29 protein-coding genes are annotated in these 26,273 nt (G+C 39.5%); 26 read left to right on the top strand and 3 right to left on the bottom strand.

Annotated features, from left to right (window positions below):
- Positions 1–25: 25 nt before the first annotated feature.
- The gene (locus NLW78_RS08015; RefSeq protein ID WP_254496531.1) at positions 26–766 is read right to left on the bottom strand and encodes a glycerophosphodiester phosphodiesterase; all 741 of its coding nucleotides are present in this window, start codon (positions 764–766) and stop codon (positions 26–28) included.
- A gap of 87 nt (positions 767–853) precedes the next feature.
- Here NLW78_RS08015 and NLW78_RS08010 point away from each other — a divergent pair, with 87 nt between their 5' ends.
- Genes NLW78_RS08010 through NLW78_RS08000 form a run of 3 tightly spaced genes read left to right on the top strand, consistent with a single transcriptional unit; the run spans position 854 to position 4,303 of the window.
- A complete protein-coding gene (locus NLW78_RS08010; RefSeq protein ID WP_254496530.1) occupies positions 854–2,488 on the top strand; it encodes a M20/M25/M40 family metallo-hydrolase in 1,635 nt (544 codons plus the stop codon).
- A gap of 54 nt (positions 2,489–2,542) precedes the next feature.
- Positions 2,543–3,502: an MBL fold metallo-hydrolase gene (locus NLW78_RS08005; protein WP_254496529.1), complete on the top strand. Its 960-nt coding sequence runs from the start codon at positions 2,543–2,545 to the stop codon at positions 3,500–3,502.
- A 12-nt stretch (positions 3,503–3,514) separates the two neighbouring features.
- Positions 3,515–4,303, top strand: a complete 789-nt coding sequence (locus NLW78_RS08000) for an SDR family NAD(P)-dependent oxidoreductase (RefSeq protein WP_254496528.1) — start codon at positions 3,515–3,517, stop codon at positions 4,301–4,303.
- A 22-nt stretch (positions 4,304–4,325) separates the two neighbouring features.
- On the opposite strand, the gene NLW78_RS07995 is transcribed toward NLW78_RS08000, so the two are convergent.
- Complete coding sequence (locus NLW78_RS07995) at positions 4,326–4,763, bottom strand: hypothetical protein (RefSeq protein WP_254496527.1); 438 nt, start codon at positions 4,761–4,763, stop codon at positions 4,326–4,328.
- A gap of 122 nt (positions 4,764–4,885) precedes the next feature.
- On the opposite strand from NLW78_RS07995, the gene NLW78_RS07990 reads away from it, so the two are divergent.
- Both NLW78_RS07990 and NLW78_RS07985 read left to right on the top strand, forming a co-directional pair.
- On the top strand, positions 4,886–6,157 hold the full coding sequence (locus NLW78_RS07990; RefSeq protein ID WP_254496526.1) for a Y-family DNA polymerase: 1,272 nt from the start codon (positions 4,886–4,888) through the stop codon (positions 6,155–6,157).
- Positions 6,158–6,314: 157 nt separating this feature from the next.
- On the top strand, positions 6,315–7,061 hold the full coding sequence (locus NLW78_RS07985) for an MOSC domain-containing protein (RefSeq protein WP_254496525.1): 747 nt from the start codon (positions 6,315–6,317) through the stop codon (positions 7,059–7,061).
- Between the two features lie 438 nt (positions 7,062–7,499).
- Here NLW78_RS07985 and NLW78_RS07980 read toward each other — a convergent pair whose 3' ends face one another.
- Positions 7,500–8,423 (bottom strand): aldo/keto reductase, encoded by a 924-nt coding sequence (locus NLW78_RS07980; RefSeq protein ID WP_254496524.1) that lies wholly within the window; start codon positions 8,421–8,423, stop codon positions 7,500–7,502.
- A 117-nt stretch (positions 8,424–8,540) separates the two neighbouring features.
- Between NLW78_RS07980 and NLW78_RS07975 the strand changes: the two genes are divergently transcribed.
- The 21 genes from NLW78_RS07975 (at position 8,541) to NLW78_RS07875 (ending at position 26,072) form a co-directional block, all read left to right on the top strand.
- Positions 8,541–9,083, top strand: a complete 543-nt coding sequence (locus NLW78_RS07975) for an NUDIX hydrolase (RefSeq protein WP_254496962.1) — start codon at positions 8,541–8,543, stop codon at positions 9,081–9,083.
- 9 nt (positions 9,084–9,092) lie between these two features.
- Positions 9,093–10,265, top strand: coding sequence for an endonuclease Q family protein (locus tag NLW78_RS07970; protein WP_254496961.1), 1,173 nt, complete (start codon positions 9,093–9,095; stop codon positions 10,263–10,265).
- 98 nt (positions 10,266–10,363) lie between these two features.
- Entirely contained in the window at positions 10,364–11,005 is a 642-nt protein-coding gene (gene spoIIM, locus NLW78_RS07965; protein WP_254496523.1) for a stage II sporulation protein M, read from the top strand.
- 111 nt (positions 11,006–11,116) lie between these two features.
- On the top strand, positions 11,117–11,551 hold the full coding sequence (gene fur / locus NLW78_RS07960; protein ID WP_254496522.1) for a ferric iron uptake transcriptional regulator: 435 nt from the start codon (positions 11,117–11,119) through the stop codon (positions 11,549–11,551).
- A gap of 183 nt (positions 11,552–11,734) precedes the next feature.
- The gene (locus tag NLW78_RS07955; protein WP_254496521.1) at positions 11,735–11,953 is read left to right on the top strand and encodes a DUF4227 family protein; all 219 of its coding nucleotides are present in this window, start codon (positions 11,735–11,737) and stop codon (positions 11,951–11,953) included.
- Positions 11,954–11,956: 3 nt separating this feature from the next.
- Positions 11,957–12,841: a site-specific tyrosine recombinase XerD gene (xerD, locus tag NLW78_RS07950; protein ID WP_254496520.1), complete on the top strand. Its 885-nt coding sequence runs from the start codon at positions 11,957–11,959 to the stop codon at positions 12,839–12,841.
- 49 nt (positions 12,842–12,890) lie between these two features.
- Positions 12,891–14,072, top strand: a complete 1,182-nt coding sequence (gene deoB / locus NLW78_RS07945; RefSeq protein ID WP_254496519.1) for a phosphopentomutase — start codon at positions 12,891–12,893, stop codon at positions 14,070–14,072.
- Between the two features lie 12 nt (positions 14,073–14,084).
- Complete coding sequence (locus NLW78_RS07940; RefSeq protein WP_254496518.1) at positions 14,085–14,906, top strand: purine-nucleoside phosphorylase; 822 nt, start codon at positions 14,085–14,087, stop codon at positions 14,904–14,906.
- Between the two features lie 22 nt (positions 14,907–14,928).
- Positions 14,929–16,233: a pyrimidine-nucleoside phosphorylase gene (locus NLW78_RS07935; RefSeq protein ID WP_254496517.1), complete on the top strand. Its 1,305-nt coding sequence runs from the start codon at positions 14,929–14,931 to the stop codon at positions 16,231–16,233.
- A gap of 110 nt (positions 16,234–16,343) precedes the next feature.
- Complete coding sequence (locus tag NLW78_RS07930; RefSeq protein WP_254496516.1) at positions 16,344–17,507, top strand: D-alanyl-D-alanine carboxypeptidase family protein; 1,164 nt, start codon at positions 16,344–16,346, stop codon at positions 17,505–17,507.
- 111 nt (positions 17,508–17,618) lie between these two features.
- Positions 17,619–17,972, top strand: coding sequence for an anti-sigma F factor antagonist (gene spoIIAA / locus NLW78_RS07925; RefSeq protein WP_254496515.1), 354 nt, complete (start codon positions 17,619–17,621; stop codon positions 17,970–17,972).
- A complete protein-coding gene (gene spoIIAB / locus NLW78_RS07920; protein WP_254496514.1) occupies positions 17,969–18,409 on the top strand; it encodes an anti-sigma F factor in 441 nt (146 codons plus the stop codon). Before spoIIAA ends, spoIIAB begins: the two co-directional genes overlap by 4 nt.
- A gap of 12 nt (positions 18,410–18,421) precedes the next feature.
- Positions 18,422–19,174 (top strand): RNA polymerase sporulation sigma factor SigF, encoded by a 753-nt coding sequence (sigF, locus tag NLW78_RS07915; protein ID WP_254496513.1) that lies wholly within the window; start codon positions 18,422–18,424, stop codon positions 19,172–19,174.
- A 126-nt stretch (positions 19,175–19,300) separates the two neighbouring features.
- The gene (locus NLW78_RS07910) at positions 19,301–19,921 is read left to right on the top strand and encodes a stage V sporulation protein AA (protein WP_254496512.1); all 621 of its coding nucleotides are present in this window, start codon (positions 19,301–19,303) and stop codon (positions 19,919–19,921) included.
- Entirely contained in the window at positions 19,908–20,327 is a 420-nt protein-coding gene (locus tag NLW78_RS07905) for a stage V sporulation protein AB (protein ID WP_367617666.1), read from the top strand. Before NLW78_RS07910 ends, NLW78_RS07905 begins: the two co-directional genes overlap by 14 nt.
- 14 nt (positions 20,328–20,341) lie before the next feature.
- Positions 20,342–20,797: a stage V sporulation protein AC gene (spoVAC, locus tag NLW78_RS07900; RefSeq protein WP_254496511.1), complete on the top strand. Its 456-nt coding sequence runs from the start codon at positions 20,342–20,344 to the stop codon at positions 20,795–20,797.
- A gap of 12 nt (positions 20,798–20,809) precedes the next feature.
- Positions 20,810–21,826: a stage V sporulation protein AD gene (gene spoVAD / locus NLW78_RS07895; protein WP_254496510.1), complete on the top strand. Its 1,017-nt coding sequence runs from the start codon at positions 20,810–20,812 to the stop codon at positions 21,824–21,826.
- Positions 21,826–22,176, top strand: coding sequence for a stage V sporulation protein AE (gene spoVAE, locus NLW78_RS07890; RefSeq protein ID WP_254496509.1), 351 nt, complete (start codon positions 21,826–21,828; stop codon positions 22,174–22,176). Before spoVAD ends, spoVAE begins: the two co-directional genes overlap by 1 nt.
- Before the next feature lie 30 nt (positions 22,177–22,206).
- Positions 22,207–23,676, top strand: a complete 1,470-nt coding sequence (locus NLW78_RS07885; protein WP_254496508.1) for a spore germination protein — start codon at positions 22,207–22,209, stop codon at positions 23,674–23,676.
- A 114-nt stretch (positions 23,677–23,790) separates the two neighbouring features.
- Positions 23,791–25,092 (top strand): diaminopimelate decarboxylase, encoded by a 1,302-nt coding sequence (gene lysA, locus NLW78_RS07880; RefSeq protein WP_254496507.1) that lies wholly within the window; start codon positions 23,791–23,793, stop codon positions 25,090–25,092.
- A gap of 152 nt (positions 25,093–25,244) precedes the next feature.
- On the top strand, positions 25,245–26,072 hold the full coding sequence (locus NLW78_RS07875) for a PRD domain-containing protein (RefSeq protein ID WP_254496506.1): 828 nt from the start codon (positions 25,245–25,247) through the stop codon (positions 26,070–26,072).
- Positions 26,073–26,273: the final 201 nt, after the last annotated feature.

Raw genomic sequence — 26,273 nt, 5'->3', positions numbered from 1 at the left:
TGGCAACGGAACAAACTGACAACCTTTATTCATTCGATTGAAAGGCTTTCCGTTCTGTTAAGGCGATGTCAGGGTAATCGGTAAAGATTCCGTCACATTGAAGCTTATAACATCGCTTCATCTGTTGTGGGCGATTGATTGTATATACACGGAGCGGAATGTGTAGGTCTTTACACTTCTTTACGAGTCGTTCCGTTAATAATCGGTAATGAATGTGTAGTGCATTTCCCCCCATATTAATCACATCTTTTAATAAATGGCGTTTGTTGGACGAAGTTAAAAAGGCAACTTCAGCATGTGGATCAATCTGGTTCATTCGTTCTACACTTTTGGCATTAAACGTGGAAAAAATCGTTTGATCTAATAGGTTGTATTTCAAGACAGCGTCATAAACCGTTTGCTCTAATTTTTCATAATTAATCGTGTCATTTTTCAATTCAATATTAAATAAAAGATTTTTTGATTTTCCCCATTGTAAGAATTGCTCTAATGTTACAATCGTAATACCAGCATATTTCGGCGAAAACCATTTTCCAGCATCCAATTGTTTCAATTCTTCCACGGTGTAATCTTTTACATAACCAGTACCGTTTGTTGTCCGTTTTAACGTTTCATCATGGATTAACACAGGTACACCGTCTTTGGAGAGTTGTACATCTGTTTCGATGCCGTTTGCACCCTGTTCGTAGGCTAGTTGAAACGCTGGCATTGTATTTTCAGGCGCATATCCACTCGCACCACGATGGGCAAAAATGTTTGTGTTCACGTTGATACACCTCTTTATTTATATCTTTCATGATTGTGGTAGATTTGCAGAAAAAAGTCAATCTTTTAAGAAAGGGGCTATATTCCGATGTCATGGCAAACGAAAAAAGAAATGATTGATTTATTATGTTCATTAGTTGAGTATCCGAGTATTACCGGTTCCGAAGCAGAGATAGCTATTGTGGAGTATGTTTATTATCTACTGTCCGACAAGCCTTACTTTCAAAGCTATCCTCAACACGTCTCGCTAAATCCATTACAAGACGGGAGGCAGTATTTAACGGCACTCGTGAAAAGCGATGCAAATGTTAAAGACACAGTTGTCCTCGTTAGTCACATCGATGTTGTCGATGTAGAAGATTACGGGTCATTTAAAAACCTCGCTTTTCATCCGAAGGCACTTACAAATACATTAAGGCAGTACGATCATCTCCTTCCTCAGGATGCAAAAGAAGATCTCGCCACTGGTGAATGGTTGTTTGGTAGAGGGACGATGGATATGAAAGCAGGCTTAACATTACACCTTTCCTTACTTGAAAAAGCGATGAATGGCGAATTTCAAGGAAATCTATTATTGCTCGTCGTACCTGATGAAGAGGCGAATTCGTTAGGAATGATTGGTGCCCTTCCTCGTTTACAACAATTAAAGGAAGAAGAGAATCTTTCCTATGAAGTTTGTTTAAATGCAGAGCCGATGTTTCGTCATTATCCTGGTGATACGGACTTCTATATGTATACGGGTTCCATCGGGAAAGTGTTACCCGGGTTCTATTGTTATGGTAAGGAAACCCATGCTGGTGAGCCTTTTGCCGGTGTGAATGCGAATGTCATGAGTAGTTACGTAAATCAAGAGATTGAACTCCATGAGTCATTTATCGAACGGGTAGGAAAAGAGACGACACCACCACCAGTCAGTTTGATGAATCGGGATTTAAAGGATGAATATTCCGTACAAACGCCGATTTCTGCCATATCGATGTACAATATTTTGTTCATGGAGCAAACAATAGAAGAGTTGACCGAAAAACTATTAGCAGGAGCAAAACGGGCGAAGAAGAAAATCGAGCACCATTATCGTGAGAAAGGGGAATATTACCAACAAATCTCACAAGTTTCGTATTCCTCTCCTGTTAACGTTTCGATATGGAATTATAACGAACTATATGAAGAGGCCGTAAAACGACACGGCGAGGAGGAAGTATTAAGACGCCAACGTTTATTAATGGAAAACCGTGAGCAAGGGGATCGGGATTTCTCCACGTTACTCGTTCAAGATTTAGCGTATTTATGCAAAGACTTGGCGCCGATGATTATTTTATTTTACAGTCCGCCCTTTTATCCGGCAGTGTCGACAACTGGTCTAACAAGATACCGGGAGCAATGTACGACGATTCAACAAGCAATCGCTTCGAAGTATGGGGTTACCTTAAAAACAGCCGAATACTTCCCTGGCTTATCGGATTTAAGCTTTGTCGGACCAGTACGGTCAAATTTGTCATTGTCCCATTTAAAGGACAATATGCCGTTGCATGGAAAAGGCTACCAATTAGATGAAAAAGCGATGAAATCTGTGTCGATGCCCGTTTTAAATATTGGTCCTTACGGGAAAAACGCCCATCAATGGACTGAGCGGCTTCATTTACCATATACGTTTGAAACATTGCCCAATATGTTAACAGATACTGTGCGTGTCTTTTTTAACAAAAAACTGACAAATCAATAGAAACAATGTACAATAAAATGAATGACGATTCATTTTATTGGGGGATGACATGTTGTGAAATATGATAAAGAATCGATTCAACGGATTACAGTTCCAACACCGTATCCAGTAGGGGATGTGCATGTATATGTACTCAAAGGAGATACATTAAGTATTGTGGATGCAGGAATTAATACAGATGAAGCATGGGAGGTGTTCGTCGGTCAATTAAAACAGATCGGTTATACACCGAATGACATTGAACAAGTCATTTTAACTCACCACCACCCGGATCACGCCGGTTTCTTTCCCCGTCTGGAACGGATACAATCTATTTGCGGTCACGAACATTTACAACCTTGGGTCACACGAGATCAATCCTTTTTTGATCGATACCTCAATTTTTTTGAAGGATTGTATAAGGAGCTCGGTGTGCCGGCGCAATACCAAACGATGACATCAACATTAAAAACAACGTTATACTATATGGGAAGAGGGGAATTGACATCGGTTTTACGAGAAGGGGACCGTGTACCTGGGCACGAAGATTTCATTGTACTTGAGACACCCGGACATGCCCAAAGTCACCTTTCTTTTTATAACGAACAAAACGGTCGTTTTTTCGCTGGTGATCTTTTACTTCACCATATTTCTTCAAATCCCCTGTTAGAGCCGCCGATGGAAGGGGAAGATCGGCCCAAACCGTTGTTACAATATCGATCATCGTTGGAAAAGATTACTCAATATGATATTCAATCTGTTTATCCCGGACATGGACCTGAGTTTGACCTTCCAAACTTACTGATTCAGGAACGGCTTCAAAAACAGGAAGGTAGAGCAGAAAGCGTGTATCAACTGCTACAAGTAAAGCCTTTAACAGCGTTTGAAGTATGTCGCAAGCTTTTCCCGGATCAGTATGAGACACAATTTGGTTTAACAATGTCGGAAACGGTTGGCCAGTTAGATTATTTACAATCATTAGGAAAAATACATACAAAGACAGAGGACGAAGTTGTCATCTACTTTGTTTCGTAAGGAAGGTTTCAGATGAACTTGGAAAAGAAAAATGTAGTTATAACTGGAGCTTCAAGTGGTATCGGGGAGCGAATCGCGTTACACGTTGCTGCTCAAGGCGGGACGCCGATTTTAGTTGCCCGGTCAGAAGAGAAGCTCCAAACGATGGCGAAGGAAATTCAGTCGCAACATGGGCTAGAAGCGTTCGTTTATCGGTGTGATATAGGGAACCGCATACAGTGGGAGGCGACCCTTCATCGCATTGTCGATGTTCATGAACATATTCATGTCGTGATCAACAATGCAGGTTTCGGTCTATTTGAACGAGTGACGGATATGACGATGGAGCAATACGACAGTATGTTTCAAGTAAACGTCCTTGCCCTTATCCAATCCTCCCGTTTTTTTCTTTCCCATATGCAAGAGAGAGGGGAAGGGCATATTGTTAATATCGCCTCCCAAGCAGCAAAGCTTGCGACGACAAAGGCAGCAGGATATGCTGCATCTAAACATGCTGTACTAGGATTTACGAATGCGTTACGGTTGGAGGCCGAACAAGACGGGGTTTTTGTGACAGCTGTGAATTTGGGCCCTGTACAAACGAACTTTTTCTCTTCCGCTGATCCATCGGGAAATTACGAACGCTCTGTAGAGAAATTTATGTTACATCCAGATAAAGTAGCAGAACGGGTCGTGAGAGCTTTATATCATCCTATTCGCGAAATCAATATGCCCCGTTGGATGGATGTAGGAGCTCGCCTCTATCAATTATGGCCAAGCATGTTGGAACGTTTGTTTAAGCGTCAATTTCAACAAAAATAGCCAACGGCTTTATGCCTGTTGGCTATTTTTGTTCCGGTTCATCTCTTATGTCATCAATGAGTTGTGACAAGCGGTCACGAATGACGAGTTGTGTTTTTCTTACTTCATTTTGTTGACTATGTAAATCTTCTGCTTGTTTCTCCCAGTTTAATTGCACTTCCTCTTCAAGTTTTTTAATCTCCCTCTCAATCCACGTAGGACATTTGTGATATAAGTTATAGGCAACAGTTTCTTTGGCGAAATGGGTTGGCAAACGGTAGTGGAGATTTTTCGCCCACTGCTGAAACCCTTGTTCTCCCTTTTCATACATCATATTGTCACATAACTCCATAATTTCCTGTTGAACTTCCAAAGGAAATGCCCGTCGCTTCATGCCTTGTTCAATGGCTGATAACGGAATGTCGTTCGATTTTTGTTCAAACCCGAACAAAAAGTGAAGTATATCTCTTGCTTTTCTCATTGAGTTCCTCCCCCTCTACTGTTTAGTATAGCAATTTTTTTCATTGGTAAAAATCACTACTTGAATTATCGAACATATGTTTGCATAATATAAAGTAACGAATAGAAAAAAGGAGCGGACCTATGAAACCGGTAGTGGATTATCATACGTTACCGAAACGTCAGATTTTGTGTGTTGATATGAAAAGCTTTTACGCAAGTTGTGCTGCGTTGGCGAGGGGCCTTGATCCTATGACATGCCATTTAGCGGTTGTGGCCAATTTAGATCGACCTGGCAGTGTCGTTTTAGCGGCATCCCCAGCATTAAAAAAGGATTTCGGTATTAAAACGGGTAACCGGTTGTTTGAAATCCCTGATGACCCCCGTATCGTCATCGTCCCAGCTCAAATGAACATGTATTTAGATGTGTCGGTGGAAATTACCCGATTATTTTCACAGTACGTACCGAAGGAAAACATTCATACGTACAGCGTGGATGAAAGCTTTTTAGATGTAACCGGAACCGAAAAGCTATGGGGAAGTGCTACGGAAATCGCCGAACATATTCAAGCGGAGATGATGGAAACGTTTCAATTACCTTGTGCCATTGGCATCGGACCGAACATGTTAATGGCGAAGCTTTGTCTCGATTTAGAGGCGAAAAAGAAAGGAATTGCTGAGTGGACGTATGATGATGTGCCGAACAAGCTATGGCCTGTGTCACCATTACAGGAGATGTGGGGGATTGGCTCTCGGATAGAACGCCGGTTACATCGTATGGGCATTACAACGGTAGGCCAGCTTGCCCAATTTCCATTGGAAAAGCTGGAAAAAGCGTTTGGGGTTATGGGTAATCAATTGTATTATCATGCCCACGGTGTTGACTTATCAGAACTAGGCGCCCCCATTTTGCAAGGGCAAATTAGTTTTGCGAAAAGCCAAATTTTGCTCCGGGATTATGCTGATCCAGAAGAAGTACGCTACGTCGTGTTGGAGATGTGTGAAGAAGTGGCGAAACGGGCACGAATGAGTGGGAAAGCAGGCCGAACGGTAAGCTTCGGTTTAAGCTACAGTGATACAACAGGAGGCGGCGGCTTTTATCGTTCGAAAACGATGGACATTGCGACAAACGTTACCCAAGACATTTTTGATGTTTGTATGCAACTGTTTCACCAGTTTTACGATCATCGTGTCGTGCGAAAAGTGTCTATTTCTCTTTCCAATATTGAGGAGGACGAAGCCGTACAGCTTAGTTTGTTTGATGATAACCGGGAAAAGAAGCGCAATCTCGGCTACGTCATGGACGAAATTCGCAACAAGTATGGCAGTGATGCCCTCCTTCGAGCTGTTTCTTATACGAAAGCTGGTACCGCCTTACATCGAAGCAAGCTTGTTGGTGGTCATTTTGCGGAATAACGAACCATCGGTCCTGCAATGGATCACGTCAGGAAGATTAGTGATTGACGTGATTGCTAGTAGATGTTGCATTGATAGTACCAATGATTGTTCGGCTATCTTGAACAAGCATATATGATTGTATGAGAATAAGATTTACGAGGAGAATGTGCGTTATATGCGCCCTTTGTTGTCACCGAAAAAGACGGGTCTTAGCAGGATTAAGCCAAAAAGTATCGAAACGTTAACAATCGAAAACTTTATGGAGGACGAAAATATGAAAGCAACCATTATCTCTTTAAATATAGGGCGTCCGAAAAGTATTGCAAATAATGAGGAAAAGGAAGTCCTATCGGGAATTGATAAACAATCGGTACATGATAAAATGTTAAAGTTACGAAAAACGAATTTAGAAGGGGATGAGCAGGCGGACCTCGTCAATCACGGTGGTGTTGATAAAGCCGTTTGTGTTTACCCTTATGAGCATTATTCCTATTGGGAGGATAAACTAGGGATCTCCCTTCCAATCCCCTCCTTTGGTGAAAATGTTACGTTACAGGGAGGGACGGAAACAGATGTACATATCGGAGATATTTTTCAATGGGGGGAGTCAGTTGTTCAAGTAAGTCAGCCAAGAGGACCTTGTTTCAAAATAGGTAAGCGCCATGGGGTTCAGAAATTCCCACTTTATATCCGGGAGACCGGTTACTCTGGTTATTATTTACGTGTACTACAAGAAGGGAGTGTGTCCGTAAACGATTCGTTTATTTTACAAGAGCGAAAAACGACTATTCCGATTCTGGATATTAATGATATCACTTATCATGACCAACCTAATCAGCCGGTAATTGAACGGTTACTTGAGCTTGACGAGCTTGCAGATGACTGGAAAAAGAACCTTCACCGCAAACTGGACTCGAATTAAAGGAACAGTATTGATGAAGAAGGGTATAGAAATTTTTTTTTTAATACAACAATTTTTTGGGGGAGGTTAAGTATGTATTTTAAGATCATGGTGTTTGGGGTAATAGCAGGTATTATGACAATGTTTTTCACCACAGATAAAAATCCTTTAATAATCACGAATGTTTTGTTAGGAATTATGATAGGTATAATGCTAGATAAACATAAATCTTGAGCTATCGGGTAGAAAGAGATTCATAACGTCGATTATTTCTATGTACTAACGGAGGTAATTCAAGAAGGGTTAAAAGGGACTTGAAAAACATTCTAAGTCCCTTTTTTAATGTCATTTCGTATGTAAATTTACTGTGAATCCTTCGAGATTACAGTGATGTTAAATGATTTAATGTTTTGTACCTCAGAACAGAACCTGTTAGGGATGACTTCGCACCTCCTTCTGTTATTCGCGGTGCTTGTCATATTTGATTGGCTTTGTTAGCTGTTGTAATGTTTGATACACCGTGTCATTCATTGGCTTTGCTTTTGTGTACGTTACACTTTCCTCTAATTGCTTCGTTGAGCTTGCCCCGAATACGGCAGCAGCGACAGCAGGATGACGTAATACGTACTGCAAGGCAATGGCATTCGCTGAATGATCAACACCTGTATACATCATAAAACTGTTTACAACATGTTTTACCTCCTCATACGAATAGTCTAAGTAACCGTTGTCGCCTTTTCGTTCCAGTTGCTTTAAAGCTTGATCACTTAACATCCCTTTTGCAAGAGGCCCTCGTGCCAACACACTAATGTTGTTGCTATGTAAGTAATCTAACATTTCTTCCTCAGGGCGACGATCAAACAAATTGTATTGCATCATCACACTGACGATGTTGGACCGTTTCACATATTCCCGAATGACGTTATGCCGGATTGAGGAAATGCCGTAATAACGAATAAGGCCTTCTTGTATTAACTCTTCAAACGCTTCAATCGTTTCATCAATTGGATCATCAGTCGTACCACCATGTAATTGATAAAGGTCAATGTAGTCGACTTGTAAACGTCGTAAGCTTTCTTTTACTTCTTCCTTTATATATGCCTTCGAAGGATCCCAATACCAACCTTCTTTTCCTTGTTCAAAGCGATTGCCAACCTTTGTTGCTAACACGATGTCATCTCGTTTCCCTTTAATCGCCTTTCCGACAATTTCTTCATTAACCCCAAAATCGTATAAATCTGCCGTATCTAAAAAATTAATGCCAGCATCAAGAGCTTGGTCGATAATGGATTTCGCTTTCTGTTCATCGGTCCCTAAGGTCATACAACCGAGAGCAAGTTCAGATACATATAAATCGGACGTTCCAATTTGCCGTTTTTTCATTGTACTCATCCTTTCCCATTCTGGTATCTCCATTGTATAGAAGAGAGGTTCCTAATGACAAATGATGACATTTATTATGTTATGATGGTCGTAGAAAAAAAGAAGAAGGTGAACGAAGTGAAAAAATTCGAAGAAAAAACGATTCAATCGAAACCAATATTTTCTGGTAAAGTGATTAACGTTCAACTCGATGACGTACAGTTACCGAATGGAAAAACGTCCAAACGGGAAATTGTGAAGCACCCGGGAGCGGTTGCCGTTATTCCGATAACGAAAGATAAAAAAATTGTCCTTGTGGAACAATATCGGAAAGCGTTGGAACGCAGCCTTGTTGAAATACCAGCGGGAAAACTGGAAAAAGGAGAAGCACCGGAAGTAACTGCCAAACGGGAACTAGAGGAAGAAACCGGTTATGCTGCTGAACATCTTACATATGTAACTGCGTTTTATACTTCCCCAGGATTTGCTGACGAACTCGTCCATCTATATGTAGCAGAAAATCTTGAGAAAATCGACAACCCTCAGTCTGCAGATGAAGATGAGTTTGTCGAGTTAATGGAATGCACATTAGAAGAAGCGGAAAAGTTAATGGAAGAAAAGCGCATTATGGATGCAAAAACAGCCTATGCACTGCTTTACTTACAGCGTAAAGGAAGATGATACATGACGTTGACCGATTACTTCGTTGATTTACACATTCATATTGGAGGGACACCTACAGGAAAACCGGTGAAAATTACCGCATCAAAAAACTTAACCTTAACGAACATATTAGCGGAGGCAGCCAATCGAAAAGGGTTGGATATGATTGGGATTATTGATGCCCATGTACCAGAAGTGCAATTGGAACTAGAAAACCTTATCAAATTAGGGAAAGCAAAGCCATTACCAAATGGAGGCATTGCTTATCAGCGGGTAACCCTTATATTAGGATCGGAAATTGAGCTTTATGATGAACATTGTAAAGGGCCGATTCATGTTCTGTGCTACTTTCCGGATTTACTGACGATGCGGGTGTTTTCCGAATGGTATGCTGAACGGGTGAAAAACGTAACCTTAAGCTCCCAGCGAATCTATGTGAATGCACAAGTGCTTCAACAAAAAGTAAAGGAACTAGGCGGATTATTTATTCCAGCACATATTTTCACACCGTTTAAAAGCTTGTATGGTAAAGGGGTCAGCAAAAGTTTAACAGAAGTATTCGAGCCTAAACTAGTAGATGCGGTAGAACTAGGATTAAGTAGTGATACATCAATGGCAGAACAAATAGAAGAACTCGCCCCTTATACGTTCTTGACCAATTCGGACGCCCATTCGTTGAAGAAAATTGCCCGGGAGTATCAACAAATTCGAATGAAGGAACCGACATACCGGGAGCTGCAGCTTGCCTTACAAGAAACAGAAGGAAGAAAAGTGGTAGCGAACTACGGGATGAACCCACAGCTCGGAAAATATTATCGCACTGTTTGTGCCCAATGTTTTGAACAACGGGATAGTAGAGCAAAACGGTGTGAACAATGCGGTTTTACGCAGATCGTAAAAGGAGTATCGGAACGAATACAAGAAATTTCTATACAAACCGAGCGTCCTAAAAGAACGAGACCTCCATACATTCACCATGCACCGATGGAGTATTTGCCTTCCCTCGGTCCGAAAACGTACGAAAGGCTATTATCAAATCTCGGAACGGAAATGTATATTTTGCATGAAGCATCGAAAGAAGAGTTAATAAATGCAAGTAACGAAAAAATTGCCAATTTGATTTTAAAAATGAGGGAAGGGACACTCTCCTTTCAAGCCGGCGGTGGTGGCAAATATGGAAAAGTAGATCATTTCAAGTAATTGAAATGGTCTTTTTTTTTGGTCTATTTTCTAGTATTCACTCATAGATTAGCAGTAGTTAAGTTGCTAGAAATAGAATGATTGAATGGAGGAATAGCATGTTACACAAGAAATCATTTCGCTCGAAAATTCAACTTTCTGAATATAGTAGTATCTATACTTTTATTACCGTCCTATTTTTAATTGGCGTTATTTTTGGAGCAATAATTGTCAATAGTATGAACTTCATACAAAAACAAGATTTATTTTTTTACCTCCATCAATTTTTCGATCAATTGCAAGATGGACTGATTATCCATGAACAACAACTGTTTCAACATACATTCTTCTACCACGTAAAATATGTGTTATTCATCTTCATTTTAGGGCTTTCCATTATTGGCATCCCACTCATTTGGATTTTCATCTTTTTGAAAGGGATTGTTGTTGGGTTTTCGGTTGGGTTCTTAGTTAATCAAATGGCGTGGAAAGGATTATTTGTTGCCGCTGTTTCTGTGGCACCCCAAAACTTATTTATTATCCCGGCATATTTAATTGCTGGTAGTTTTGCGATGATTTTTTCCTTATATTTAATTCGGAAGTTGTTTCTAAATCGCACATACCACGATCCAATTCGTACCCATTTTGCACAATATTCGGCTATTTTTGTCATTGTTATTGCACTCGTATTTGTCGCATCGATTGTTGAATCATTTATTTCTCCAAATATCATGCAAATGGTCATTGAATGGATATACTAAAATGATTATTTCTTGATAATAATTATTGTGAATATATTGTAATGATTTTAATTTGACACTAATTTCATGTCTGCTTATAATGTTAGTGGGTAATACGAGGGAGGGGCATACATGGAACATCGTCTTGATAAAATAAAGAAACAATTACATTCTCAAAGCTATAAACTTACGCCACAGAGGGAAGCGACCGTAAGAGTACTACTAGAAAACGAAGCAGATCACCTCAGTGCCGAAGACGTGTACCTCCTCGTAAAAGAAAAGTCTCCAGAAATTGGACTTGCTACCGTATATCGTACATTAGAATTATTATCGGAATTAAAGATTGTAGATAAAATTAATTTTGGCGACGGTGTATCCCGTTATGATTTACGTAAAGAAGGTGCTGAACATTTTCATCACCATTTAGTTTGTATTGAATGTGGTTCTGTTGAGGAAATTGAGGATGATCTACTTGGTGACGTTGAGAAAATCGTAGAGAATGATTGGGGCTTTGCTGTAAAGGATCATCGCCTCACATTTCATGGTGTCTGTCGTAATTGTCAATAACGAAATAAGAGGAAGCGAACCGACCTTTTTTTCCGACATGGAAGAAGAGGTTTTTTATTTACAAACGAAAGGAATTCGAGTACCGTGGAATGGTATTACTAGAATTACGAAAATATAGTATAATACGCAATAAAAATGGCATATCTTGTACTAATGACGATCGCATTAAAAGGAGATATGTTCATGAAGAACTGGTTAAACATAGTAGTCGAATTTTTTAAAGTCTTACTCATTTTTGTTATATGTACACTTTTCTTTTATTTTGGTTTACGGTTTATGCACGAGGAATACGATCAGTTTCATCGCTATGATAAACCGAAGGGAAATGCGGTGAAAGTGTCTGATGTGGAGGATGGCAACTGGCTGGACCGGCTATCCATTTTTTTTCGATTAGGGGAGTAACATATGAAACATGCTGTTCAAGATTTTTTGCATTACTTAACAGTTGAACGAGGATTGTCCGAAAACACGGTGAAATCATATGGACGAGATTTAAAACAGTACCAACAATTTATTGAAAAACTTGGCATGAAAGACGTACAACACATACAACGCAAGCATATTATGCAATTTATACAAACCTTATATGAACAAGATCGATCCGTATCCTCAGTGGCGAGGATATTATCAACATTACGAACATTTCACCAATTTTTAGTTCGGGAATATCATCTTGATCATGATGCAAGCTTACATATAGAAACACCGAAAAAAGAACGTACATTACCTAAAGTATTATCGAGTGAGGAAGTCGAACGTTTGCTCGATTTCCAGGGAAATGACCCCTTGACGATCCGGAATAAAGCAATGTTGGAAGTGATGTATGCAACTGGTTTACGTGTATCTGAACTTATTTCCCTCACGTTGAATGATTTACATTTAACGATGGGGTTTGTCCGTTGTTATGGGAAGGGGTCGAAAGAACGCATTATCCCCCTCGGATCCCATGCGGAAAAGGCGTTGGAGGACTATTTGGCAAACGCCCGACCAACGTTAATAAAGGGGAAGCGAGTGGATGCTTTGTTTTTAAATCACCACGGACGTCCTTTGAGCCGTCAAGGCTTTTGGAAAATGATGAAGGGGATTGCCAAAGGGAAGAACATACATAAAGACATTACACCACACACGCTCCGGCACTCCTTTGCTACCCATTTATTAGAAAATGGTGCAGATTTACGTGCGGTCCAAGAAATGTTAGGGCATGCAGATATATCAACAACGCAAATCTACACTCATGTATCGAAAGCCAGGTTAAAAGATATTTATCGGAATCACCATCCAAGGGCATAGTAACTAGAAAATGGGTTTATAGCAGTTGTTGAAATAGAGGAGGTTAACGATGAAGTTTAAACGAGTATTTTTAATTGTAATGGATTCGGTCGGCATAGGCGAAGCACCAGATGCAGAGGAATTTCATGATAAAGGTGCAGATACGTTAGGTCATATTGCGGAACATATGAATGGCTTAAATATGCCGAATTTAGGGAGGCTAGGCATAAGTAACATACGGGAAATCAAAGGCATTGAAAAAGTGGATAAGCCGTTAGCTTACTATACGAAAATGGAAGAAGCATCGGTCGGGAAAGATACGATGACTGGTCATTGGGAGCTAATGGGATTATACATTGACCAACCGTTTCGAACCTTCCCGGACGGATTTCCTGATGAACTAATATCCGATTTAGAAGCAAAAACAGGCCGCAAAGTAATTGGGAATAAGCCTGCATCAGGAACAGCCATTTTAGATGAATTAGGGGAAGAACATATGGAAACTGGGGCGCTAATTGTTTATACATCAGCAGACTCGGTTTTACAAATAGCCGCCCATGAAGATGTGATTCCGATTGAAGAACAATACCGTATTTGTGAAATTGCTCGAGAACTGACGTTAGATGAAAAATATATGGTTGGTCGTGTTATTGCTCGTCCATTTGTTGGAAAACCAGGTAATTTCCAACGAACACCAAACCGACACGACTATGCACTTAAGCCGTTTGGTCGTACCGTTATGAATGAATTAAAAGACGAAGGTTACGATGTCATTGCCCTTGGGAAGATTTCTGATATATACGATGGCGAAGGCATTACAGAATCAATCCGGACGACCGACAATATGGATGGCATGGATAAATTAGTGGATTCTATGGATAAGCCATTCCACGGTTTGAATTTCTTGAACCTTGTTGATTTTGATGCAAAATATGGCCATCGTCGTGATCCACAAGGGTATGGTGAAGCGTTAGAGGCATTTGATAAACGTTTAGATGAAGTATTCGAAAAATTAACAGAAGACGATTTGCTCATTATTACAGCTGATCACGGAAATGATCCTATACATCAAGGGACAGACCATACACGCGAATACGTGCCGTTACTCGTTCACTATAAAGGGATTGAAAATGGGATTGAATTGCCAATACGCAAAACATTTGCTGATGTTGGCGCTACGATCGCTGAACTTTTTAATGTGAAAAGACCAGAACATGGAACAAGCTTTTTAGCTGATTTAGATCGGAAGTAGGAGGACATAAACATGAAGAAAGAACAAATCACACAATCAAAGACGTACATTACAGAGCAAATTAATGGGAAAGTACCGGTCATAGGACTCATTTTAGGTTCAGGTTTAGGTGTCTTGGCTGATGAGATTGAGGATGCAACCGTTATCCCGTATGACGAAATTCCACATTTCCCTCAATCAACTGTAGCAGGGCATAAGGGGCAGCTCGTTGTTGGAACCCTTGAAGGAAAGCAAGTCATTGCAATGCAAGGTCGTTTTCATTTCTACGAAGGATATGGCATGGACCAAGTTACCTTTCCGATTCGCGTGATGAAAGAGCTCGGTGTAAAACAGCTGTTAGTTACGAATGCAGCAGGTGGTATTAATGAAGATTTCAACCCCGGAGACTTAATGTTAATTCGTGATCATATTAACTTCACAGGGACAAACCCATTAATTGGCCCGAATGATGATCACTTTGGGCCTCGGTTTCCAGATATGTCGCAAGCGTATAGCCGTCATTTACTTGAACATGCAAGACAAAGCGCGAACAAACTAGGTTTACCTGTACAAGAAGGAGTTTATATTGGTGTTTCTGGACCAACTTATGAGACGGGCGCTGAAGTGAACATGTTACGTACGTTAGGTGGAGACGCTGTTGGAATGTCTACTGTTCCAGAAGTTATTGTGGCAAGACATGCTGGATTAGCCGTCTTAGGAATTTCATGTATTTCCAACATGGCGGCGGGCATCCTCGATCAACCCCTTTCCCATGACGAAGTAATCGAAACGACAGATAAAGTGAGACAACACTTTTTAGATTTTGTGAAAGAAATTTTACGTACTTTACCGTAATGAGTGTAGGCAGGTGATCTAAATGCGAATGGTCGATATTATTGAAAAAAAGCGGGACGGATATGAGTTAACGGAAGAAGAAATCCAATTTTTCATTAACGGATATACAGAAGGAACAATTCCTGACTATCAAGCAAGTGCATTATGTATGGCGATTTATTTTAATGGGATGACCGATGAAGAACGAGCCTATATTACGATGGCGATTGTCCATTCCGGTGAAACCATTGATTTAGCGGCTATATCGGGCATTAAAGTTGATAAACATTCAACAGGGGGTGTCGGTGATACGACGACATTAGTATTAGCCCCCCTAGTCGCTTCCGTTGGTGTACCTGTTGCGAAAATGAGCGGACGTGGCTTAGGGCATACAGGTGGTACGATTGATAAATTAGAATCTGTCCCAGGCTTTAATGTGGAATTAGACAAACAGCAATTTATTAATCTTGTGAACAAAAATCATGTCGCAGTGATGGGTCAATCAGGAAATTTAACCCCAGCCGATAAGCAGTTGTATGGTTTACGAGATGTAACGGCCACGGTAAACTCCATTCCCCTTATTGCCAGCTCTATTATGAGTAAGAAAATTGCCGCTGGTGCTGATGCCATCGTTTTGGATGTAAAAACCGGGGCGGGTGCATTTATGAAGAGCACTGAAGAAGCGCAAAAGTTGGCAAAGGCGATGGTTGATATCGGGAACCAAGTAAACCGTCATACAATGGCTGTTATTAGTGATATGAGTCAGCCATTAGGCAGAGCCATCGGAAATGCACTTGAAGTAAAAGAAGCAATTGATACGTTAAGAGGGGAAGGACCAGAAGATTTAACAGAACTTTGTTTAACCCTCGGTAGTCAAATGGTAGTGTTAGCAAAAAAGGCTGATACACTTGATCAAGCGAAACAAATGCTTGAACAGAGCATGGAAAATGATTTAGCTTTGGAAAAGTTTCGCAATTTTTTACGTGCTCAAGGCGGAGATGACGCTGTGATTGATGATCAATCAAGATTGCCCCAAGCAGCAAATCGAGTTTCCCTGTTAGCAAAGGAATCTGGTTACATTCAAGAGATGGTTGCTGATGAAATTGGCACAGCGGCTATGATGCTAGGTGCAGGCCGAGCAACGAAAGAATCGATTATTGATCATGCTGTAGGCATTTTTCTTCATAAAAAAGTCGGGGACTACGTTGAAAAAGATGAACCAATCCTAACGATTCATGCCAATGATACATCCATTGAACAAGTGAAAGAAAAGTTATATTCCAACATTACAATACAGCCCGAAAGAGTGGATCCACCTACACTAATCCAGGATATTATTACAAAGTAAGCAAGGACCCAAGCCCTAACAAAAAGTTAGGGCTTTTTCTTTTAAAAAATGGTTATAAATTTTGTGTTACATGGAAAAAATATGAAACATCAGGAATGGAGGGAAAATGAATGAAAAAAATTACAGCATTGATGATCACACTTTCCATGCTTGTTTCATTTCCGATGACATCAATCTTTGCGGAAGAATCTAACGACTTAGACCTTGCGGAACATTCTAAATCAGCAATCTTGATGGAAAAGGACACTGGAAAAGTATTGTATACGAAAAATGCTGATAAGCGATTACCACCAGCAAGTATGACGAAAATCATGACCCTTATTCTTATTATGGAAGCTCTTGAAAAAGGTACAATTAAGCTTGATGAAAAAGTTCGCATCAGTGAACATGCAGCTTCCATGGGTGGTTCACAAATTTTCTTAGAGGCTGGCGAAGAAATGACTGTGCATGACCTGCTAAAAGGGGTTGCAATTGCTTCAGGGAATGATGCCTCTGTAGCATTAGCGGAGCGTATCGCTGGCAGTGAAAAAGCATTTGTGAAATTGATGAATGAAAAGGTGAAACAGCTTGGGTTGAAAGACACACAATTTCAAAATACTACAGGACTCCCTGCCAAAAACCATTATAGTACAGCGAAAGATTTAGCTATTATGGCAAAAGAACTGCTAAAGCATCAAAAGATAACAGAATATACAAGCATTTACGATGATTACTTACGTAAAGGTACAGAGGATGAATTTTGGCTTGTAAACACGAACAAGCTTGTGAAGTTTTATAAAGGAGTAGATGGGTTAAAAACAGGCTATACAAATGAAGCGAAATACTGTTTAACTGCTACGGCAAAGCGTGGCGACATGAGGGTTATCGCTGTTGCAATGGGTGCTGACACGACAAAAAAGCGAAATCGAGACATAACGACAATGCTTGATTATGCCTTTCATCAGTTTGAAACGAAACCCCTATACAAACGTTTTGACGTAGTTGATCAACTATCTATGATCAACGCCCAAAGTGAGAAAGTAGATGTTGTAACGAGTGATAATGTTTCCCTACTGTTGAAAAAAGGTGAAAATGCAGAACAGGTGAAAAAAGAGATTAAGTATGACAAAGGGTTAAAAGTGCCGATGAAAAAAGGGGATCGAGTCGGAGTGTTGCAAATTAAAAATGGGGATAAAGTGTTGTCCGAAACACCATTGGTGTTAAAGGATGATATGAAGACTGCAAATATATGGACCCTTTTAAAGCGATCCTTTAAGGAATTTGTCAAATCGTAACGATATGATAACCAATTTCATCGAATCAACACTTCTTTTGTCGCCAAGCAGGAAATAAAAAAAGAAAAAGCGAAAGACTCAATTAGCATCATAAAAAAGGAGGCACAAAGGTTGAGTCTTTCCGTTGAATTTGAAAGTAAAGAAGATGTTTTACTCGTAAGATTGTCCGGTGAACTTGATCACCATACATCTGAACAATTAAAAGAAAAGTGGCAAAAAGAAATGCAAAAGGAACCTATCCGGCACGTGATTGTGAATTTGGAAACGTTAAGTTTTATGGATAGTTCCGGTTTAGGTGTCATGTTGGGTCGATATAAGGAAACGAAACAATTAGGTGGAGAAATGGTAGTATGTTCAATTTCTCCTTCTGTTAAGCGACTGTTTGACTTGTCAGGTTTATTTAAAATTATTCGTTTAGAAGAAGATGAAAACTTCGCGCTGAAAAGCTTGGGGGTGGCGTCATGAATAATGAAATGACTTTATCTTTTTCAGCTCGAAGTGAAAACGAATCCTTTGCCCGTGTCACAGTTGCTGCATTTGTATCCCAAGTTGATCCAACAATGGATGAGCTAACAGAAATTAAGACAGTCGTTTCCGAAGCTGTAACAAATGCGATTATCCACGGCTATGAAAATAATAGTGAAGGTAAAGTTGTGATTAATGGGCAGTTGCGTGACGACCATGTAGCCATTGAAATTCGCGATGAAGGAATTGGTATTGAAAATGTAGATGAAGCTAAGCAGCCGTTATACACTTCGAAACCGGAATTGGAACGTTCTGGAATGGGATTTACGATTATGGAAAACTTCATGGATGAAGTAGAAATTTCATCAACACCAGGAATGGGGACGATTGTTAGGTTTAAAAAATACTTTAAACAAAGTAAAACCTTGTGTAATTAAGGGGCCATGCCTATGGATGTGCACTTGCAACAAAATAAAGAAAAACAGTTGCCTGATGAAGAAGTGAAACAATTAATCGAAAGTAGTCAAAGCGGGAACCAAGAAGCCCGTGATCTGCTTGTCGAGCGAAATACCCGATTGGTTTGGTCCGTAGTACAACGATTTCTTAACAGAGGATACGACGCAGATGATTTATTTCAAATCGGCTGTATTGGATTATTAAAATCAATTGATAAGTTTGATCTTTCTTATGATGTAAAATTTTCAACTTACGCTGTACCGATGATAATCGGTGAAATCCAACGTTTTATTCGTGACGATGGCAGTGTAAAAGTAAGTCGGTCTTTAAAAGAAACAGGCAACAAGGTTAGAAGGAAAAAGGATGAATTAACGAAAAAGTTAGGACGTTCACCAACTGTGCAGGAAATTGCGGACGAACTAGACATATCCCCTGAAGATATTGTTTTTGCACAAGAAGCGTCAAAATCACCTCATTCCATCCATGAAACGGTGTATGAAAACGACGGTGATCCAATCACTCTGCTTGATCAAATAGCAGATGAGGATACGAAGTGGTTTGATAAAATCGCGTTGAAAGAAGTCATTCGAAGCCTGAATGATCGAGAGCGACTAATTATTTATTTGCGTTATTTTAAAGATAAAACCCAATCAGAAGTCGCAGAACGGCTAGAAATTTCTCAAGTTCAAGTATCAAGATTAGAGAAAAAGATTTTAAGTCAAATAAAAGATCAAATGAAAACGTAAAATACCGGATGTTTCCGGTATTTTTTTTTGTGCTTTTTTCTGCTTATGATCCTATGAGTGGCCGCATGAAAATGAAGAATATGACACATAATAACTTCAGACTTCTCATCATGAGGAGGTATAACGATGGGGGAGATTGTCTATCTTCGCTTACGCAATAAAATTTCCGTTCCAAAGGAACATAAAGTGTTACTTAAGGATATTGCTGTTATTTCGGCTAGTGAGCAATGGAAATTATTATTAGAACAGTTTTTTTTATACCAAATTAAAAAACATGATCGAAATATCGTCATCTTTGATATTTTTTCTGTCGTAGAAAAAATTCGGGAACAGTTTCCACACCTTGAAATACAACCATTAGGACCAAACCAAACCATTGTGAATATTAAAGATTATACGAATAAAAAGCCGAATTTCATCCTTGTTTCTTTTATTTGGTTGTTGTTGTTCATTGGGGCAGCAATGGCAATTATGAACTTTCACTATGATGTGAGTATGCAAGAGGTTCAGCAACAGCTCCATTTTATGATGACGGGAAGGTGGGAGAAGTATCCCCTTTGGTTACAAATCCCTTATTCTATCGGTCTTGGCCTCGGGATGATTTTGTTTTTTAATCATTTATTTAAAAAACGGATTAACGAAGAGCCTAGCCCCTTAGAGGTTGAAATGTTTAATTATCAACAAAATTTAGACCACTATGTCATTATGCACGAAAATAAAGTGAGCCAAAAAGATGCAGATGATTAATGTACTCGAAATCATAATCGGCCTTGCCGCAGGATTAGCCGTAGGTGCAGGATTTGTTGCATTTTTAACTGTACTTGGAATCATTCCCCGGTTGATTCAGCTAGCGAAAGGGAGAAAATATATATTATATTTCGAGGCGAGTGTGGTAATGGGAGCGTGGATGGGGACTATTTTATCCTTTGATGGGGTATCCTTACAACTCCCTATTATCTTCATGATTATTTGGGGTTGTTTTCACGGAATATTTATTGGGATGTTAGCGGCTGGGTTAACGGAAGTACTAAACGTGTTCCCGATTATCACGAAGAGGATTGGTATGGAAACCCACCTTTTATGGTTACTTGGTGCGTTAGTCTTTGGCAAAATTTTTGGTTCCCTTTTTCAATGGATTATATTTGTTCAATAAAATGAGGTGGACATATGAGTCAAAAATTTCAGAAGCATAATTATAAAAACACGGTAAAGCAATATCAACCAAAACCGAATATCTTTCTAAACTGTGTTAAAGCCTATATTATTGGTGGGCTTATTTGTGTGTTTGGCCAAATGCTAACGAACATGTACATTAATGTATTCGACTTTAGTGAAAAACAAGCTGTAAATCCGACTGTCACGACATTAATTTTGCTTGCAGCTATTTTCACAGGGCTCGGTTGGTATGATAAGTTAGGTCAGTTTGCTGGTGCAGGCACAGCAGTACCTGTCACCGGATTTTCCAATACGATTACGAGTGCAGCACTAGAATATAAAAGTGAAGGTTTTGTGTTAGGAGTTGCCTCTAACATGTTTAAGTTAGCCGGTCCGGTTATAGTGTTTGGTACAGTTGCCGCATACTTAGTCGGGGTCGTTCGGTACATCATTCAACAGTGGATGTAGGAGGAAAAACGGATGAGAAAAATGGGAAAACAAACATGGCTATATGAAAATAATATTTATTTAACAGAAGGGGCTTCTGTAACTGGTCCTCGAGAAGCACAAGGGCCATTAGGGGGAACGTTTGATCAATCTTTTAATGATTTACATTGTGGGGAAAAAAACTGGGAGTTAGCAGAGCGAAAGTTGCTTCAAACAGCCATTGACCTTTGTTTACAAAAGGCAAATTTACAAAAAAGTGATATTGATATTTTACTTGGTGGAGATTTATTGAACCAAATTATTTCGGCAAATTATGTAGCGCGTTCAATGGCTGTTCCTTTTTTAGGGATGTTTGGTGCGTGTTCAACCTCTATGGAGACATTAGCCGTAGGGTCTGCATTAGTCGATGCAGGGTTTGCTAACTATGCTGCAGCTGCCACGAGCAGTCATTATGCCACAGCAGAACGTCAATACCGCTACCCTACCGAGTATGGAGGTCAAAAGCCAGATACAGCAACAACAACTGTAACCGGAGCTGGAGCGGGAATAGTTTCGAAGAAAAAATCTGATATTCGTATAGAAAGTGCCACGATTGGAAAAGTTATGGATTACCAAATGAATAACCCTTTTGATATGGGATCCGCGATGGCACCTGCAGCATACGATACGATTAAAACCCATCTCCAAGATTTAGGGAGAATGCCAAGCGATTACGATTTGATTTTGACAGGTGATTTGTCTTCAATTGGAAGTCCAATTTTAAAAGATATGTTAAAAGAAGACGGTTTTAACGTCGATATGAAACATAATGATTGTGGTCTAATGATTTATAGTAGTGATCAGCAAGCGTTTGCTGGTGGAAGTGGCTGTGCTTGTTCTGCTGTAGTCACTTATGGACATATATTATCGGAATTACGAAAAGGTAAGTTAAACAAGGTACTCGTCGTAGCGACTGGTGCATTACTTAGTCCGACAATGGTTCAACAAAAGGAGACCATTCCAACCATTGCACATGGCGTCGTGTTCATGAGAGAGGGGTTGAATGAGTGATGGATTACGTATGGGCCTTTCTTGTAGGTGGTGGAATATGTGTTATAGGTCAACTGTTGTTTGATTTAACGAGATGGACCCCTGCTCATGTTATGACGTTATTCGTCGTTACAGGTGCAGTATTAGATGGGTTTGGTCTATATGATAAGTTAATAAAATTTGCTGGAGCAGGTGCTACAGTGCCGATCACAAGTTTTGGCCATTCCCTCGTACACGGTGCAATGAAACAAGCTGAAGAACACGGATTTTTAGGTGTTTCGATCGGAATTTTCTCCTTAACATCGGCAGGTATTGCATCTGCCATATTGTTTGGGTTCCTTGTATCCGTGTTTTTTAAGCCGAAAGGATAAGAGTGTTAAAGGAAAGGGTCGGTCTTTTTCATGAGTACATCACAAAGCGTTGCCGTATCTTCAAAAATAAAAGAAAATCAACAATATATGAAAGACCGTTTAGGTGTTGGCGTATCATTTGACGTAGGATTCCGTGATGTTCAAGTTATGAAAACGGATGTACACCTTTACTATGTTACCGGTTTGTGTGATACGTCAGTAATTGTACAGTTATTGCGTCAAATTATTGATATTAATGATAGTGAATCTAACAAAGCAAAATTAAAAGAGGTCATTAAAAATCGCCTCGTTCATCAACAGGTTGAACCTGTAAAAAAAATGGACGAAGTGGTTGATAAGCTTCTATCAGGATTAATCGTAATTTTTATTGACGGTGAATCTGAAGGCTTTATAGTTGATGTTCGTCAATATCCGGGTCGAGGTCCTCAAGAGCCGGATACCGAAAAGGTTGTTCGTGGTTCAAGAGACGGCTATACAGAAAATATTATCGAAAACACGGCATTAACGAGAAGACGTATACGAGATGAGCGGTTACGTCATGAAATCTTACAAATTGGGGAAAGGTCCAAAACGGATATTTGCATCGCCTATATACAAGACGTTGCGGATCCCCAACTTGTGAAAGTCATAAAAAAAGAGCTAAATAACATTAGTATTGATGGGTTATCAATGGCGGAAAAGACGATAGAGGAGTTTTTAGTGAAGCAGGGATTTAATCCTTATCCACTCGTCCGCTATACTGAACGGCCAGATGTCGCAGCCGCTCACTTATTAGAGGGGCATGTTGTCATTACAGTTGATACATCACCTAGTATGATTATTACACCGACAACATTTTTTCACCATGTCCAACATGCCGAAGAGTATCGACAATCACCGGCAGTAGGTACCTTTATCCGGTGGACAAGATTTTTAGGCATTTTCTCTTCTGTTTTCTTATTACCGTTATGGTTACTATTTGTTTTACATCCAAATTTACTTCCTGCCGGATTGGAATTTATCGGCCCGAGTGAAGAAGGAAATATTCCCGTTTTAGTCCAAATAATTTTAGCTGATATTGGAATTGAGTTTTTACGGATGGCTGCCATTCATACACCGACTCCTCTTTCTACTGCGATGGGTTTAATTGCTGCGGTGTTGATTGGTGAGATAGCGATAAATGTTGGATTATTTATGCCTGAGGTTATTCTTTATGTCGCTATAAGTGCAATTGGTGCGTTTGCAACCCCTAGCTATGAGTTAAGTGTAGCGAACAAAATTACGAGGGTATTGTTAATTTTATCTACAGCCTTGTATGGTCCGATCGGGTTCGTTATCGGTATAACGATACTGCTCTTATTCCTCACTCGCTTAAATTCCTTAAATACACCTTATTTATGGCCGTTAATGCCGTTTGATGGAAAATCGATTTTGCAAATTATGTTTCGCGTATCAGTACCCTTGGAAAAGGTACGTCCAAAAATTACGAAACCGCGCAACATTCGACGTCAGTCTAACTAGAACGTATTGAAACCCCTGTTAGAATATGATACAGTATCTTTTATAAATTATTTATTATACGAGGCAGTGCCGAGCTGTCTCTTTTCTTTTTTCATATAGACAGGGGTGAAGAAAATGGTTCAAAATACGGTTCAAAAAGAACATTTATATTTTGCTAGCATGGATGTTACAAAACTGGCAGAAAAGTACGGAACACCTTTATTTATATATGATGTTGAAAAAATTCGCAGCAATGCTAGAGCATTTGTTGACGCCTTTCAAAAAGAAAATGTCAAATATCAAGTTGCCTATGCGAGTAAAGCTTTTTCCTCCATTGCGATGCTTCAAGTAGCAAAACAAGAAGGGCTAAGCTTAGATGTTGTATCACAAGGGGAGCTATATACAGCTTTGCAGGCTGATTTCCCGACTGACCGCATTCATTTACATGGAAACAATAAAAATATTGAAGAGATTGAAATGGCTGTCGAACATGATGTTGGTTGTATTGTGTTGGATAATTTTCATGAAATCGAACTATTAGAGTATGTCCTGAAGAAGCAAGGTAAAGAAATGAATGTATTGTTGCGGGTTACACCTGGTATTGAAGCCCACACACATGACTATATTCTAACAGGACAAGAAGATTCAAAATTCGGTTTTGATTTAGCAAACGGACAAGCAGATAAAGCGTTAGCACAATTGTTGAATCATGACCAAATTCATGTCGTCGGCTTACACTGTCATATTGGTTCACAAATCTTTGAAACTGACGGTTTTATTATGGCTGTCCAAAAACTGTTTGACGTTATTGATCATTGGAATACAGAGTACAATTATTCACCATCCGTCCTCAATTTAGGTGGTGGGTTTGGGATTAGATATACAGATGATGATGAGCCGAAACCATTGGCTGCTTATGTAGAAGCCCTCGTTGCGGAAGTGAAAAAGCAAACGAATGCACGTAAACTGAATATGCCAGAAATTTGGATTGAACCTGGCCGGGCTATTGTAGGTGACACAGCGATTACGGTCTACAAAGTCGGCTCAATTAAAGAAATCCCTGGGGTACGTACGTATGTAGCTGTTGATGGAGGCATGACCGATAATATACGTCCTGCTTTATACAATGCGAAATATGAAGCCGTTGTAGCCAACCGTTTTAATGAACCGAAATCCAAAACTGTTTCGATTGCTGGGAAGTGTTGCGAATCAGGGGATATGCTAATTTGGGACTTGCAAGTTCCAGAAAGTATCCAATCAGGTGATCTTTTAGCCGTTTATTCAACAGGTGCTTACAGTTATTCGATGGCCAGTCATTACAATCGGTTCCCAAAAGCAGCCGTTGTATTTGTTGAAAATGGAAAAGATCAATTAGTTATTCAACGGGAGAATTTCGCTGATCTTGTAAAAAATGATTTGCGATATGACTCACTATAAAATAGCATTGGTGAACCCGGGCATACTGAAAAGAGTATGTCCTTTTTGTTTGTCTATTTTGGACGATGCCTTTGTTGGTTAGTGGCGTGACCATTTTTTATATGCTATGATGATAGGCATGCAAAGTGAACAATGTCTAAGGGGAGTATACGGTGAGAATTTTCAAAGTATTAAATAACAATGCAGTCGTCGTAAAAGAAGATGGTAAAGAAAAGATTGTCATGGGTCCAGGTATTGCGTTCCAAAAACGGAAAAATGACATTATTCCTGAAGGGAAAATTGAAAAAATCTTTATTATGGAAGAAGGCAATGAAAAGTTTCAGCAATTGCTTCGTACCATTTCAGTAGACATTATAGATATGGCTGAAGAAATTATCAGCTATGCTGAAGGTGTTTTGCAAGTTCCCCTAAGTAATCATATTCACATTTCTTTAACAGATCATTTGTCCTTCGCTATCGAACGGCTAAAAGAAGGATTTACTGTAAAAAATAAATTGTTAATGGAAATCAAGGTCTTATATAAAGAAGAATATAAAATTGGACTATGGGCGAAACAACAGATGGAAAAGAAGTTTGGTATCCCAATACCCGAGGATGAAGCGGGCCATATTGCCCTGCACATTCATACGGCAAAATTAGATTCCATAAATATGGAACAAACGTTAAAACAAACAACGATCATTAATGATTTTGTTCAATTTATTGGCAATAAAATGGGCTATCAAATAGAAGAGGATAGCATATCTCACCAGCGACTCGTTACCCATTTACGCTTTGCCATTAATAGAATCAATCAACAAAAACCGTTCCATTCAATGGACCCTGATATGTTGGCCTTACTACAAGAGAAATATAAAACAGCTTATGATTGTGCAGATAAACTTGGTCAGTTTGCAAAAGAAGAATACGATATTGAACTACCTATATCTGAAATCGGTTATATTACATTGCATATTCAACGAATGGTTGAAAGAGATTAAAAAAAGTTGTTGACAGTTCACAAAAATCGACATAAAATGAAAACGTAAACAACGGAATATTAAAGGATTGTGACTGTTCGGCAGGCAAGACCTAAATTGTGTTTAAAGGGATACTTATATCCTTTTCTACACACTTTAGGTCTTTTTTATTGTCTAATAACCTTCCTTTAATGTTCCTTATAGAAAAACAGACAGAAAAGA

Source organism: Salirhabdus salicampi (assembly GCF_024259515.1).
GTDB lineage: Bacteria > Bacillota > Bacilli > Bacillales > Alkalibacillaceae > Salirhabdus_A > Salirhabdus_A salicampi.
This window is presented reverse-complemented; position numbering and strand designations above follow the sequence as displayed.